This is a genomic window from Nocardia sp. NPDC059240 (assembly GCF_042753865.1).
Classification (GTDB): domain Bacteria; phylum Actinomycetota; class Actinomycetes; order Mycobacteriales; family Mycobacteriaceae; genus Nocardia.
Genome location: NZ_JBHZAC010000002.1, coordinates 690,906 through 704,804 on the forward strand (window position 1 = coordinate 690,906; position 13,899 = coordinate 704,804).

General features: G+C 67.4%; 12 protein-coding genes. 4 read left to right on the top strand and 8 right to left on the bottom strand.

All coding sequences use genetic code 11. The annotated features are described in order from the left end of the window. Window positions 1–14: 14 nt before the first annotated feature. The gene (locus tag ACFXHA_RS08805; protein WP_379354465.1) at window positions 15–848 is read right to left on the bottom strand and encodes an SDR family oxidoreductase; all 834 of its coding nucleotides are present in this window, start codon (window positions 846–848) and stop codon (window positions 15–17) included. 83 nt (window positions 849–931) lie between these two features. Here ACFXHA_RS08805 and ACFXHA_RS08810 point away from each other — a divergent pair, with 83 nt between their 5' ends. Next, window positions 932–1,807 carry a metallophosphoesterase gene (locus tag ACFXHA_RS08810; protein WP_379354467.1) on the top strand — a complete coding sequence of 292 codons (876 nt, stop codon included), beginning with the start codon at window positions 932–934 and terminating at the stop codon, window positions 1,805–1,807. On the opposite strand, the gene ACFXHA_RS08815 is transcribed toward ACFXHA_RS08810, so the two are convergent. From ACFXHA_RS08815 to ACFXHA_RS08845, 7 genes are all read right to left on the bottom strand, one after another. Then, the gene (locus ACFXHA_RS08815) at window positions 1,796–3,175 is read right to left on the bottom strand and encodes a uracil-xanthine permease family protein (RefSeq protein ID WP_379354469.1); all 1,380 of its coding nucleotides are present in this window, start codon (window positions 3,173–3,175) and stop codon (window positions 1,796–1,798) included. The two genes, ACFXHA_RS08810 and ACFXHA_RS08815, sit on opposite strands and share 12 nt — an antisense overlap. Before the next feature lie 81 nt (window positions 3,176–3,256). After that, window positions 3,257–5,089 carry a multicopper oxidase family protein gene (locus tag ACFXHA_RS08820; RefSeq protein WP_379354471.1) on the bottom strand — a complete coding sequence of 611 codons (1,833 nt, stop codon included), beginning with the start codon at window positions 5,087–5,089 and terminating at the stop codon, window positions 3,257–3,259. A gap of 131 nt (window positions 5,090–5,220) precedes the next feature. Further along, complete coding sequence (locus ACFXHA_RS08825) at window positions 5,221–6,372, bottom strand: acetyl-CoA C-acetyltransferase (RefSeq protein ID WP_379355023.1); 1,152 nt, start codon at window positions 6,370–6,372, stop codon at window positions 5,221–5,223. 67 nt (window positions 6,373–6,439) lie between these two features. After that, window positions 6,440–7,048 (bottom strand): TetR/AcrR family transcriptional regulator, encoded by a 609-nt coding sequence (locus ACFXHA_RS08830; protein WP_379354473.1) that lies wholly within the window; start codon window positions 7,046–7,048, stop codon window positions 6,440–6,442. Between the two features lie 184 nt (window positions 7,049–7,232). Then, window positions 7,233–7,937 (bottom strand): hypothetical protein, encoded by a 705-nt coding sequence (locus ACFXHA_RS08835; protein ID WP_379354474.1) that lies wholly within the window; start codon window positions 7,935–7,937, stop codon window positions 7,233–7,235. 279 nt (window positions 7,938–8,216) lie between these two features. Continuing rightward, window positions 8,217–9,011, bottom strand: coding sequence for an SDR family oxidoreductase (locus ACFXHA_RS08840; protein WP_379354476.1), 795 nt, complete (start codon window positions 9,009–9,011; stop codon window positions 8,217–8,219). Beyond that, a complete protein-coding gene (locus ACFXHA_RS08845) occupies window positions 9,008–10,228 on the bottom strand; it encodes an acyl-CoA dehydrogenase family protein (RefSeq protein WP_379355025.1) in 1,221 nt (406 codons plus the stop codon). Before ACFXHA_RS08845 ends, ACFXHA_RS08840 begins: the two co-directional genes overlap by 4 nt. Window positions 10,229–10,299: 71 nt before the next feature. Between ACFXHA_RS08845 and ACFXHA_RS08850 the strand changes: the two genes are divergently transcribed. The 3 genes from ACFXHA_RS08850 to ACFXHA_RS08860 are packed head-to-tail and all read left to right on the top strand — an operon-like array spanning window position 10,300 to window position 13,889. Beyond that, on the top strand, window positions 10,300–11,859 hold the full coding sequence (locus ACFXHA_RS08850; RefSeq protein ID WP_379354478.1) for a FadD3 family acyl-CoA ligase: 1,560 nt from the start codon (window positions 10,300–10,302) through the stop codon (window positions 11,857–11,859). Further along, window positions 11,856–12,758 carry an enoyl-CoA hydratase gene (locus tag ACFXHA_RS08855; RefSeq protein ID WP_379354480.1) on the top strand — a complete coding sequence of 301 codons (903 nt, stop codon included), beginning with the start codon at window positions 11,856–11,858 and terminating at the stop codon, window positions 12,756–12,758. The genes ACFXHA_RS08850 and ACFXHA_RS08855 overlap by 4 nt, the downstream gene beginning before the upstream one ends. After that, window positions 12,759–13,889, top strand: coding sequence for an acyl-CoA dehydrogenase family protein (locus tag ACFXHA_RS08860; protein ID WP_379354482.1), 1,131 nt, complete (start codon window positions 12,759–12,761; stop codon window positions 13,887–13,889). Window positions 13,890–13,899: the final 10 nt, after the last annotated feature.

Sequence of the window (13,899 nt, forward strand, 5' to 3'; positions counted from 1 at the left end):
CGCGTTTTCGGGCGCTACTTCTTGCGGATGCCCGTGACCAGGGCGAAGACGGTGTCCAGGACCGGGGTCGGGGTGAGAGAGGTCGCGATCACCTGAATCTTTCCGGCCAGACCGGGGATGTAGCGGGCGTGGGGGCGCTTTGCGGTGAGGGACTTTTCGACTTCCTTGACCACCGATTCGACCGGGGCGGCGATCTTCGGGACCTGTTGGGACATTTTGCGGAGGCCTGCGAGGTGGGTGCTGTAGAGGTCGCGTTGGGCGTCGGTGAGGTGGGCGGTGGTGGTGTCGACCATGTCGGTTGCGCCGAACCAGAGGTCGGTGGCGATGGGGCCCGGCTCGATCAACGAGGTGTGGATTCCCCAGGGGCGCAGTTCGACTCGGAGGGCGTCTACCAGGCCCTCGAGGGCGAACTTGGAGGAGTTGTAGGCGCCGGTGCCGGGGGTGGAGATGCGGCCGGAGAGGGAGGAGATGAAGACGACTCGGCCCTTGGTGGTGCGGAGGCGTGGGAGGACGGCTTGGGTTACGGCCAGGGCGCCGAAGACGTTGACCTCGAACTGGTTTCGGAGGGTGTCGAGGTCGAGGAGTTCGACGGGGCCGTCGGCGACGATGCCCGCGTTGTTGACCACGGCCGTCAGGTCGGCGGGGAGTACCTCGTCGAGGGCGGCGATGTGGTCGGGATTGGTGACGTCGAGCAGGACCGGGGTGATGCGGGGGTTTCCGGCGGACAGTTCCTCGCCGTCGGAGAGCTTGCGGACACCGGCGTAGACCTGCCAGCCCTGCTGGGCCATCCGCACGCAGATGGCCTGTCCGATGCCGCGCGCCGCGCCGGTAACCAACACAGAGTTCATGGTGGTCAGCCTAATTCGGGCAAGCCGGGCGTGGCGGGCGGTAATGAGATGCCGATACCGCCCGGGGGTGCCACCATGTGGCGATGGGGAATGTCCTTTTTGCCGGAGACCTGCACGGGAACACCGCGCACGCACTCACCGTGGTGCGCACCGCGGTCCGTGAACAGTGCTCCCGGGTATTCGTGGTGGGGGACTTCGGGGCGTGGGAACACATGGCCTCGGGTCGGCGGTATTTCGATGTGATCGGCAAGGCCGCCAAGCGGGCCGGGGTGATCGTGTACTTCCTGGACGGGAACCACGACAAGAGTTCCCTGCTGCACGAGCTGTACGACGGCAACCTCGATGACGAGGGATTTCTGGTGTGCCGCAAGCATCTGCGGTACGCGCCGCGGGGGCATCGCTGGACCTGGGAGGGCACCACGTTCGCGGCCTTCGGCGGCGCGCGATCCACCGACAAGGGCTGGCGGCTGGCACGGGAGGCGAAGAAGGCCGAACTGGTCGCGCAGCGGCGGCGCTACGGCTCGACGAAGATCCCGGAAACCGCGGGCATGCTGTGGTTCCCGGAAGAGGAGATGACCGACGACGAGCTGACCGCCCTGCTGGACGCCGACAGCTCACCGGTCGACATTCTGCTCACCCACGACAAACCGCGTGCGTCGGAACCGAAGTGGAATCGCAAGGACAAGCCGGAGTGCTATCCCAACCAGGACCGCATCCAGCGCGTGGTGGAAGCCCTGCGGCCCAGCCTGCTGTTCCACGGCCACCTGCATGTCCGCTACACCGACACCATCGCCGCCGGTGACGGCGATTGGACCCGGGTCGAGGGCCTGGCCTGCGACCCGGAAGCCTCCCAGTACCTGGAGTATTCGAACGAACACTCCTGGTACGTGCTGCAACTGCCGTACGCGCAGCAGCCGGCGGAGTCCGACGAGACCGAGCCGAGCTCGCTACCCGCGTGATTCGTCGTAGGAGGAAGTGCCTTCGTCCAGCAGCGGCTCTTCGACCTTGAAATGCGCGGGGGCGAACAAGCGCAGCGCGTGATAGCCGGTGATGACGACGACGGTGCCCAGCGCGATGCCGCTGAGGGTGAAGGTGTCGGTGAACTTCATGCTCACATTGCCGATGCCGATGATCAGTCCCGCGGCGGCGGGCACCAGGTTCAACGGGTTGCGCAGATCGACCTTGGCATTGGTCCAGATCTGCGCGCCCAGCAGGCCGATCATGCCGTAGAGGATGACGGTGATGCCGCCCAGCACCCCGCCGGGAATGGCCGCCACGATCGCCCCGAACTTCGGGCACAGTCCGAACAGCAGCGCGAAAAACGCCGCGGCCCAATAGGCGGCGGTCGAGTACACGCGGGTGGCGGCCATGACGCCGATGTTCTCGGAGTAGGTGGTGTTGGGCGGCCCGCCGACCGCGGTGGACAGCATGGAGGCCGCGCCGTCCGCGGCGATGGCCGTGCCGAGCTTGTCGTCCAGATTGCCGCCGGTCATCTCGCCGACCGCCTTCACGTGCCCGGCGTTCTCCGCGACCAGCGCGATCACCACCGGCAGCGCGACCAGGACGGCCGACCATTGGAACGACGGCGCGTGGAAGCTGGGCAGGCCCAGCCAATCCGCCTTGGCCACCCCCGACAGATCCAGTCGCCAATGGTCGACGACCTTGCCGCTGCCGTCGGCAGAGTGGATCTTGCCGAACACCCGGTCCAGCACCCACGACAGCCCGTACCCGAACACCAGACCCAGGAAAATGGCGATGCGCGAGAAGAATCCGCGCAAACCGACCACGGCGAGCCCGGTGAACAGCATGACCAGCAGCGCCGTCCACTGGTCCTGCGGCCAGTAGGTCGAGGCGGTGACGGGGGCCAGATTGAACCCGATCAGCATGACCACCGCGCCGGTCACCACCGGCGGCATGGCCGCGTGAATGATGCGCGCCCCGAACCGCTGCACGGCCAGACCGATCAGAAACAGCGCCGCACCGACCACCAGGCAGGCCCCGGTAACCGTTGCGCTACTTCCGCCCTGGGCCCGGATCACCGCGGCCACACCCACGAACGACAGCGAACAGCCGAGATAGCTGGGCACCTGACCACGGGTGGACAGCAGGAAGATCGCCGTGGCCACGCCCGACATCATGATGGCCAGATTGGGGTCCAGACCCATCAGCACCGGCGCGACGAAGCTCGCCCCGAACATGGCCACGACGTGCTGCGCACCGAGTCCGAAGGTGCGCGGCCAGGACAGCCGTTCATCCGGTCGCACCACCGCCCCGGGCGCGGGCGTGCGCCCGTCCCCGTGCACCGTCCAGCGGACACCCAACACCATCAACCGCCCGCTTTCTGCCGAAGGTCCGAAACCAGCTCGCGCACATACTAGTGCGAGCAAACCTCCAGCTCCCGGTAGCGGTCAGGGCTGGATGCGGATCCGCTGCATCATGTCGTGATCGGCGTGATCGAGGTTGTGGCAATGCCAGACGTAGCCGCGAATCTCGGCCATCGCCTCCCCCATCCCGGCCGACATCCCCGTCCCGGTCGCCGACATGGCCTCCGCGCCAGGCGGAATCATGATGACCGTGTCCGGATCGAAGCCGAGTTCCTCGACCGACGGCCATTTCACCAGCACCCGGGTGACCGTGTCGGTCGGGCACTCCACGGTGTCCTTCCACCCGGCCTCCCAGGGCGGCGGACCCTGTTCGGGACCGATCGCGAACCCGTCGGCCGACGGTGCCCAGCGGGTGCCGAACGGGGGCGGATAGTTGGCGAAGAAGTAGGCCGAGGTGAGGATGGGCTGGCGGCCGAGTACCCGTAATCGCGCCAGGTGCAAGTGAATCGGATGATCGAAGGGGGTGGTGTTGACGATGTCCCACTGTTCGACGGTCCCGGCGCGCGCCATATCGATGTCGGAGCTTAGGAACGCCAGATTGTTCAGCGACATCATGGTCGGGAAGACCGCCGCGGCCCGGGAATCGTCGTTGAGCCCGAGTAATGTCATGGTGCGCTTGGCATTCGGGCGATAGACGGGTTCGAGCGCGTCCGGCTGACCCGGGCCGCCGCGCAGGGTGAACGGAATGGCGCGAGCCGGGCCGTCGCCCGCGCCGATGAAGCGCATGATGGGCCGCAGCTCCGGAGCCATGAACACGGTGTTGCCGAGATCGTTCTTGGCGGTGTTGATCAGATCGATGGTCTCGCCGTCCCCGATGCCGCTGAAATCGACCAGCAGATCCACTCTTTCACCGGGACTGACCCGGATCGACGGCGTCGGCACCGGGCCGTTGAGCAGGCCCAGATCGCCCCCGATGGCGAAGAACAGCATCCCGTTGGAGAACTCGAAAATGTAAGGGCGGGAATTGGATCCGTTGAGCAGCCGGAACCGGTAGACGGTGCGCCGCACCCGCAGGAACGGCCACACCGTCCCGTTCACGCAGCACACATCCCCCAGTTGCCCGGATTGGTTGTAGCCCTGGGGAATATAGGTCGCGACCATCGGCTGCACGCTACCGTCGGCATTGAAGGTGCGATCCTGCACGATCAGCGGGATCTCGAACTCGCCGCTGGGCAGCCCGAGCGGGTTGTCGTCGCGTCCGGTGTCGAATTCGTCTCGCACGTAATACATTCCGGCCAGCCCGGCCTGAATGTTGAGCCGCGTGATGCCCATGGCGTGATCGTGATACCAGAGGGTCGCCGCCTCCTGCCGGTTCACGTACTCGAAGGCGGCGCGGCCCCCGTTGCGCCAGCCGATGAGCGGATGCCCGTCCGAGTCGGGCGCATTGGTGCCGCCGTGCAGGTGCACGGTGAAACGTGGATCGGTGCGGTCGAGCTCGGTGACACCGTGCATGGTGAGGTCGACGTCCGCGGCCAGCGGGTGGGCGCCCAGATCATTGCGAAACACGATGCGCGCCACGCGATCCCGCCACGCCTCCAGATTCGGCCCGAGTACCGGCTGCCCGTAGCCCCAGCTGCGGGTCTCCGGCAGATCCCGGTGATAGCTGTGCATTCCCGAGGTGGCCGCCAATTCGCCTGCCACCGGCCGGGTTTCGGGAATGGGCAGCTCGTCGACGAAGGGCTCCAGGGCCGGCGAATGGTAGTTGAGCGGCGTGAAGGTGGGCGCGGGCAGCGGCGGCACGGGCACGGGTGGCGGCGGCAGTGGTACCGGGTCGGCGGCCGCCGCTGCGATATAGCCCATTCCCGCTATTCCGAGGGCTCCCAGCAGGAACCCACGACGCGGCAGGTTCTCGTTCATCCAGTTCCCACCCCGGAACTATTCCGCTGTCAACTGGTCTATCGTCCGACGATAGCGGACATTACGGGGGCGCGAATGCGAAAGCCGCGCACCGGAACCCGATGCGCGGCTTGCGGAAAGACAGCGGTGGACTAGCCCAGGCGCTCGATGATGGTGACGTTGGCGGTGCCGCCACCCTCGCAGATGGTCAGCAGGCCGTAGCGGCCGTTGACCCGCTCCAGCTCGTTGAGCAGGGAGGCGAACAGCTTCGCCCCGGTCGCGCCCAGCGGGTGGCCCAGCGCGATGGCGCCGCCGTTGACATTGACCTTGTCGGGGTTGGCCCCGGTCTCCTTGATCCAGGCCAGCACGACCGACGCGAACGCCTCGTTGATCTCGATGACGTCGATGTCGTCGATGGTCAGCCCGGTCTTCTCCAGCGCCCACTTGGTGGCCGGGATCGGCGCGGTGAGCATGTAGATCGGGTCCGCGCCGCGCGCGCTCACGTGGTGGATGCGGGCGCGCGGGGTGAGGCCGTATTCGGCGACCGCCCAGTCGGAGGCGAGCAGGGTGGCGCTGGAACCGTCGGAGATCTGGCTGGCCAGTGCGGCGGTGATGCGGCTGCCCTCGGCGAGCGGCTGCAGCCCGGCCATCTTCTCCAGGGTGGTCTCGCGCGGGGTCTCGTCGATCCAGAAGTCGCCGACCGGCACGATCTCGCGGTCGAACTTGCCGTCCACGATGGCCTTGCGGGCGCGGTCGTTGCTGCGCAGCGCCCACTCCTCCATGTCACGCCGGGAGATGTCCCACTTCTCGGCGATCATGGTGGCCGAATTGAACTGCGACACTTCACCGGTGCCGTAGCGGTGGTCCCAGCCGTGCGCGCCGACGAACGGCGAATCGAAGCCGTACGCCTGCCCGGCCAGCATGGCCGCCGAGATCGGGATCGCCGACATGTTCTGCACGCCGCCGGCCACGATCACCTCGGAAGTACCCGACATGATGGCCTGTGCGCCGAAGTGGATGGCCTGCTGCGAGGAGCCACACTGCCGGTCCACGGTGACGCCCGGAACCGACTCCGGGTAGCCCGCGGCCAGCCACGCGGTGCGCGCGATGTTTCCGGCCTGCGGGCCGATGGTGTCGCAGCAGCCGAACACCACATCGTCCACGGCGGCCGGGGTGAGGTTGTTGCGTTCGATGAGGCCCTTGATCGCCGCGGCACCGAGATCGGCCGGGTGCACGGCGGCCAGCGAACCGCCCCGCTTACCGACCGGGGTACGCACGGCGTCGATCACATACGCCTCACGCATCGGCGAGTACTGGCGGCGGGACGGTGCTGACATGGGAACTCCTACTGCTTCGTACGAGAGCTGAGAACTAGACGCTGTGCTCGGGATTGATGAGACCGTCGAGGACGATGGTCAGGTACTGCTTGGCAAGGTTGTCCACGGTGATTCGACCGCCGGGCTGATACCAGCGCACCGACACCCACACGGTGTCGCGCAGGAACCGGTAGGCCAGTTCGATATCCATCTCGGGCCGGAAGCTGCCGTCGGCGACGCCATTGGTCAGCACCTGGTACCAGAGCTCGCGGAACTCCTTGTTGTATTCGGCGATGTAGTCGAATCGCGGTGTGCCGCTGAGGCGTTTGGCCTCGGCCTGGTAGATGGCCACGGCCGCGTGGGACTGGTCGAAGGACTCGTAGGACGCGACGACGAGGGCTTCCAGCGTGTCGCGCGCGGGCAGGCCCGCGGCCACGGTCTCGCGGTAGCGGCCGAAGAGGTCGTCGAGGAACCCGCGCAGGATCTCGTCCACCATGGCTTCTTTGGAATCGAAGTGGTGGTAGAGACTCCCGGATAGAATCCCCGCCGCGTCGGCAATGTCACGAACCGTGGTGGCGCGCAGCCCCCGTTCCGCGAATAGGTTCGCGGCCAGGCCGAGCAGCTCGTTGCGACGTGCTGATTTGGAGGGGTCAGGTTGGGTCACCCCGTCAATATACAACCAAGCATTTGCTTGGTCCACAGTGCCTATTTGCGCCGCCTTCGGCGTCGCGGGTCGCGGCCCTGTTACCTCGGTCTTCCCTCCTCCGCTCCTCCGCTTCGCTCCCCCGCTCCGTCAGTCCAGACCGAGGCGGGCCGCGACCTTGTGGGTATTGGCGCAAAGATGCGGGTCACCGGATCGAGTAGCGCAGGGGTGACGAGACGGACAGGTCGGCGAGTAGTCGGTCGCAGATGATCACCGGTGAGATTCCGGCTCGGGCCATGCGGGCCACCAGGGCCAGGCGACGTTCGGGGCTGTCCCATTCGACGGTCATCGGTTCCTGGCCGGGTCCGGCGTCGACCGTGGCCATGACGCGGCCCGGCACGCCGTCGTGGGCGGGTTCCTCGATGAGCTTGAGGACCATCCCCCGCTGCCACGCCTTATATGTCTCCATATCGGCCCCCACCACCAGTTTGTCTGTGGCAGCACATAATCCCTGTGCGATGCCGTCGGCGAAGGCCAGCTGGTCGTAGCGCAGGCGGCGGCAATTGCGTACCACCTCCAAAAGATCGGCACGCACCTCGCAAAGCAGGGCGGTCCGTTTGCGGCGGCGACGATCCGCCTCGGAATCCTCGAATCCGGTCGCGCGCGACAGGCCGAGGCGGCGCGCCCGATCGCGATCGCGAACCATGTCCCGCCGCAACGCGCCGCGCGGATCCCGCGACACATCGGATTCGTCCACGGCGTGTTGTTCGAGGATCTGCGCCGCGCGCATGGCGGTCGCCCGCTCGGAGTCGTGATCGAGCAATTCCGCACCCAAAGTCAGTGCGGCCAGAACGACATTGTCGAGCCTGCGGCGCGCCAGAACCACCTCGCGCACCAGCTCGAGTTCCATTTCCTCGGGGGCTTGTGCTGGAACTGCCTGTTTTCTGTGATCCGGACCCATGGGTCGTGCCCTTCGACTAGCGGTACCGGCCTAAACCAGGATTGCACAACGACACCATGTAAGCGCCAGCCATTTTGCGCCCCGAATAAAAAAGAGACTGCCGCGCCCCCTCGGGGACGCGGCAGTGAGAAAAGCTGCGACCTTACGACACAGCATTCCGTGTCGACCGACACAGCATTCCGTGCCGATCGAACGCACTAATTCGGTTGCGCGGGCGCGAAATCCGAATTACGCGCGCTGACTGGAAATGGAAACCACTTCACCTGTCAGGTAGGTGGTGTAGTCGCTCGCGAGCATGGCGATGGTGGCGGCCACCTCCCACGGCTCGGCGGCCCGGCCGAACGCCTCACCGGCGGCCAGACGATCGAGCAGATCTGCCGAGGTGACCTTGTCCAGGAAGGCGTGCCGGGCGATGGACGGGGCGACCGCGTTGATGCGCACGCCGAACTCCGCGGCCTCGACTGCGCTGCAACGGGTCAGCGCCATGACGCCTGCCTTGGCGGCGGCGTAGTGGGCCTGGCCGTGTTGGGCACGCCAGCCGAGCACCGAGGCATTGTTGACGATGACGCCGCCGTGGCCCGCCTCGCGGAAGTACGCCAGCGCCGCACGAGTCGCGCGGAAGGTCCCGTTGAGGGTGATGTCGATGACCTTGTCCCACTGCTCGTCGGTCATGTCGACCACGGGCACCTCGCCGCCGAGACCGGCATTGTTGACCATCACATCGATGCGGCCGAACGCCGCGACCGCACCGACGATGAGCGCGTTGACCTGCTCGGTGGAGCTGACGTCGCACGGCACGGAAGCGACTCGGCGGTCCGGGAATTCGGCCTTCAGCGCCTCCTCGGTCTCCTTCAGGCGACGCTCGTGCCAGTCGGACACCACCACGTCCGCGCCCTCGGAGAGCAGGCGGCGCGCGGTGGCCGAACCGATACCGGTGCCGGCGGCCGCGGTCACGACCGCGATCTTGCCCGCGAGCAGGTTGTGGCCGGGGGTGATTTCGGGGGCGGTGGACAGATCACTCACGGTCGAGCCTCTCGGGGAAGTCCGAGCACGCGCTCGGAGATGATATTGCGCTGCACTTCGTTCGAACCGCCGTAGATGGTGTCCGCACGGGTGAAGAGGAACATGCGCTGCCAGGCATTGAGATCGTCGCCCGGGCCGTCGGCGATGAGGCCGGGCGCGCCGAGCACGTCCATGGCCAATTCACCCAGTCCGCGATGCCAATTGGCCCACAGCAGCTTGGTCACCGACGCCTGCCCGGCGGCGGTGCGGGCGTCGACGGAGGCTCCGTCGTGGCCGGATTCCAGGGTGCGCAGCACGTGCGCGCGCAGCACCCGCAGGCCGACCCACGCCTTGTCGAAACGGTCGGCGAGGACCGGGTTCTCGATCGCTCCGTTCTCGCGGGCGACCGCCTCGAGGTCGGCGAGCTCCCGCGCGTAGCGGATCTGCTGCCCGACGGTCGAGATGCCACGCTCGAACGTGAGCGTGCCCATGGCGACCTTCCAGCCGTCACCGGGCTGCCCGACCACCAGATCGGCGGCGGTGCGGGCATTCTCGAAGAACACCTCGTTGAATTCCGCGGTCCCGGTGAGCTGGATGATCGGCCGCACCTCGACACCCGGCTGCTTCATCGGCACGAGCAGATACGACAGGCCGTGGTGGCGGGTCGAGCCCTTCTCGGTGCGGGCGACCACGAAGCACCAGTCCGACAGGTGCGCCAGCGAGGTCCAGACCTTCTGGCCGTTGATGATCCACTCGTCGCCGTCGAGCTGGGCGGAGGTGGAGACGGCGGCCAGGTCCGAGCCCGCGCCCGGCTCCGAATAGCCCTGGCACCACAGCTCGGTGACATTGCGGATGCCCGGCAGGAAGCGCTTCTTCTGCTCCTCGGTGCCGAAGGCGATGACCGTGGGGCCGAGCAGTTCCTCACCGAGGTGCGAGACCCGGCTCGGCGCATCGGCTTTGGCGTACTCCTCGTGGAAGATGACCTGCTGGCGCAGGGTGGCGTCGCGGCCGCCCCATTCCTTGGGCCAGCCCAGGCAGGTCAGTCCGGCGGCGGCGAGGGCGCGATCCCACTCCAGCCGCTCTTCGAAGGCTTCGTGCTCGCGGCCGGGACCGCCCAGACCGCGCAGCTCGCGGAACTGGCCGTTCAGGTTCTCGGCCAGCCATTCGCGCACCTCGGTGCGGAATTCGGCATCCTCGGGTGGCTCAATCCCGCTGGCCGGTTCGGGGGTCTGGATCATGCTCACGTCGGTAGAGTAACCTACCAAGCACTTGCTTTGTTAGACCCATTCCCGGACAGCGAGGACGCCCCGTGACATCTCCTCCGCAGACCACACCGCTCGCCCTGCACGAGGCCGCGCACCTTTACGGTGACGCACCCGCCGTGGGCGACGGTGCCGTGCGCCTGAGCTGGTCGCAGCTGCTGGACTCGGTGCGTGAGACCGCGCGTGCGCTGCTGGCGCGCGGCATCCAGCGCGGCGATCGGATCGGCATCTGGGCGCCCAATACCCATCACTGGGTGACCGCGGTGCTGGCCACCCATTACGTGGGCGCCGTCATCGTGCCGCTCAATACCCGATACGTGGCCGCCGAGTCGGTGGACGTGCTGGCGCGGGTGGAGGCCAAGGCGCTGTTCGTCGCGGGAACCTTCCTGGGCCGCGACCGGCTGGCCGAATTGCGGGCCGCCGCACCCGATCTGGGCATCGAGACGGCCATCGTGATTCCGGTCGAAGGGGAAACGCCGGTCGAGGACGCGTCGGGCAAGGTCATCGCCTGGTCGGAACTGGGCAAGGTGGCCGAGGCCGTGAGCCTCGAGGACGCCATCGCCCGCGCGGAATCGGTCTCGCCGGACGATCTTTCGGACATCCTGTTCACCTCCGGCACCACCGGGCGCAGCAAGGGCGTGCTGATCGCGCATCACCAGGTGCTGGCCAGCGCCCGCGCCTGGGCCGACTGCGCGACGCTGAACCACACCGACCGCTACCTGGTGGTGCCGCCGTTCTTCCACAGCTTCGGCTACAAGGCGGGCATCCTCACCTCCCTGGTGACCGGCGCGACGATCGTTCCGCAGGCCGTGTTCGACGTGCGCGAGACCATGCGCCTCATCCACGACGAGCGCATCACCGTGCTGACCGGTCCGCCGACCATTCACCAGACCATCCTCGACCACCCGGAGCGCGCGGCGGCGGATCTGTCCAGCCTGCGCGTCGCGGTCACCGGCGCGGCCACCGTGCCGGTCGTGCTGATCGAAAGACTGCGCAGCGAACTCGATTTCGAGGTGGTGCTGACCGCTTACGGGCAGACCGAATCCGGCGGCTTCGGCACCATGTGCCGGCCCGAGGATTCCGCCGAGACCATTGCCAACACCTGCGGGCGCGTCATCGACGGCTTCGAGATGAAGCTGGCCGACAATGGCGAACTGCTGCTGCGCAGCGACCAGGTGATGCGCGGCTACCTCGACGATCCGCAGGCCACCGCCGCCACCATCGACCGCGACGGCTGGCTGCACACCGGCGATGTCGCCGTCATCGACGAGCGCGGCTACATGAAGGTCACCGACCGGCTCAAGGACATGTACATCTCCGGCGGCTTCAATGTGTATCCCGCCGAGGTGGAGCAGACCATGGCCCGGCTCGAGGGCGTCGCGGAGACCGCGGTCATCGGCGTGCCGGACGAGCGCATGGGCGAGGTCGGCAAGGTGTACGTGGTGCGCCGGGCCGGGGCCGAGCTGACCGAAGAGTCGGTGCGCGACTACGCCAAGACGCAGCTGGCCAACTTCAAGGTCCCCAAGTACATCGAGTTCCGGGATGAACTGCCCTACAACGCCGCCGGGAAGGTTCTCAAGCGGCAACTACGTGAGGAGAAGGCGTGAGCCAGCAACCGGGAGCCATTCCCGATGAGGGCGAGGTCGTCCTCTACGAGAAGCGCGGGCCGCTCGCGATTGTCACGCTGAACCGGCCGGATTACCGCAATGCGCAGAACTCGGTCATGACCTACGCGCTCGACGCCGCCTTCGTGAAGGCCGTCGAGGATCCGGAGGTCAAGGTGATCGTGCTGGGCGGTGCCGGAAAGCATTTCAGCGCCGGGCACGATATCGGCACGCCGGGCCGGGATCACCACATCAAGTACGAGAACAAGGCCGCGCTGTGGTGGGACCACACCGACCGGCTCGGCGGCGATCAGCGTTTCGCCCGCGAGTCCGAGGTGTACCTGGGCATGTGCCGGCGCTGGCGGGAGATCCCCAAGCCGACCATCGCCATGGTGCAGGGCGCGTGCATCGCCGGTGCCCTCATGCTGGCCTGGTCCTGCGACATGATCGTGGCCTCCGAGGACGCGTTCTTCTCCGATCCTGTTGTCCGCATGGGTATTCCGGGCGTCGAGTACTTCGCGCATCCGTGGATGCTGGGGCCGCGCCGCGCCAAGGAGATCCTGTTCACCGGTGAACGCTTCACCGCCGCACAGGCTTACGAGTGGGGCATGCTCAATCGCGTTGTACCGCGCGAGGAGCTGGAGGCGCAGACCTTCGCGCTGGCCGAGAAGATCGCGGAGATGCCGCAGTTCGGGCTGGCGTTGACCAAGAAGGCCGTCAACCAGTGCGAGGACCTGATGGGGATGCGCGCGGGCATGGATTCCGTGTTCGGGCTGCACCATTTCGCGCACGCGCACAATGCCGAGGTCGGAGCGGACTCCCTCGGCGGGATGAACGCCAAGTCCATGAAGGCCGCCGCCACCGACGCGGCCGCCGCTACCAACAAAGACGGGGCCGAGTAAGTGGATCTCGAATTCGACGCCAAGACCGAGGAATTCCGCGCCGAGGTGCGCGCGTTCCTGGCGGCCAATGTGCCCGCCACTCCCCTGCCGTCCATGGACACCAAGGAGGGGTTCGAGGCGCACCGGGCGTGGGAGGGCAAGCTGGCCGAGGCCCGGCTCTCCTGTGTCGCCTGGCCCGCCGAGTACGGCGGCCGCGACGCCTCTTTGACCGAATGGGTCATCTTTGAGGAGGAGTACTACGCCGCGGGCGCGCCGGGACGCGTCTCGCAGAACGGCATCTTCCTGCTCGCGCCCACCCTGTTCGAGCACGGCTCCCCCGAGCAGCTCGCGCGCATCCTGCCGAGAATGGCGCGCGCCGACGACATCTGGGCGCAGGCGTGGTCCGAGCCGGAGGCCGGGTCCGACCTGGCGGGCATCCGCTCCACCGCCAAGCGCACCGAGGGCGGCTGGCTGCTCAACGGGCAGAAGACGTGGAGTTCGCGGGCCTCGTTCGCGGACTGGGGTTTCGGCCTGTTCCGCAGCGACCCGGAGGCCGAACGGCACCGCGGCCTGACCTACCTGATGTTCCCGCTCACCGCGGAAGGCATTACGGTGCGGCCGATTCCGCAGCTGGACGGTGAGCCCGGGTTCGCGGAGATCTTCCTGGACAATGTGTTCGTGCCGGACGCCGACGTGATCGGCGAGGCCAACAACGGCTGGAAGGTCGCCATGGCGACCTCGAGCAACGAGCGCGGCCTGTCGCTGCGCGCGCCCGGCCGGTTCACCGCCACCGCCGCCAAGCTGATCGAGCTGTGGCGGGACGCGGCCGACGAGTCCGATACCGCCGCCGCCGACCGCGTGGTCGACGCGTGGGTGGGCGCGGAGGCGTACCGCCTCAACACCTGGGCCACCGTGACCCGCCTGGCCGACGGCGGTCAGCTGGGCGCGGAATCCTCGGTGAACAAGGTGTTCTGGTCGGATCTGGACATCGCCATGCACGAGACCGCCCTGGATCTGCACGGTGCGGCGGCGGAGCAGGAGTCGGCCTGGACCGACGGTTACCTGTTCTCGCTGGCGGGCCCGATCTACGCCGGTACCAACGAGATTCAGCGCAATATCATCGCCGAACGCCTGCTCGGCCTGCCGCGATAGCCACAGGGAG

What these genes read in the sequence shown, in the direction of transcription:
- ACFXHA_RS08825 (WP_379355023.1), bottom strand. Translation starts at nt 6,372, where the DNA reads ATGCGTGAGGCGTATGTGATCGACGCCGTGCGTACCCCGGTCGGTAAG.
- ACFXHA_RS08815 (WP_379354469.1), bottom strand. Translation starts at nt 3,175, where the DNA reads ATGGTGTTGGGTGTCCGCTGGACGGTGCACGGGGACGGGCGCACGCCC.
- ACFXHA_RS08835 (WP_379354474.1), bottom strand. Translation starts at nt 7,937, where the DNA reads ATGGAACTCGAGCTGGTGCGCGAGGTGGTTCTGGCGCGCCGCAGGCTC.
- ACFXHA_RS08805 (WP_379354465.1), bottom strand. Translation starts at nt 848, where the DNA reads ATGAACTCTGTGTTGGTTACCGGCGCGGCGCGCGGCATCGGACAGGCC.
- ACFXHA_RS08810 (WP_379354467.1), top strand. Translation starts at nt 932, where the DNA reads ATGGGGAATGTCCTTTTTGCCGGAGACCTGCACGGGAACACCGCGCAC.
- ACFXHA_RS08820 (WP_379354471.1), bottom strand. Translation starts at nt 5,089, where the DNA reads ATGAACGAGAACCTGCCGCGTCGTGGGTTCCTGCTGGGAGCCCTCGGA.
- ACFXHA_RS08845 (WP_379355025.1), bottom strand. Translation starts at nt 10,228, where the DNA reads ATGATCCAGACCCCCGAACCGGCCAGCGGGATTGAGCCACCCGAGGAT.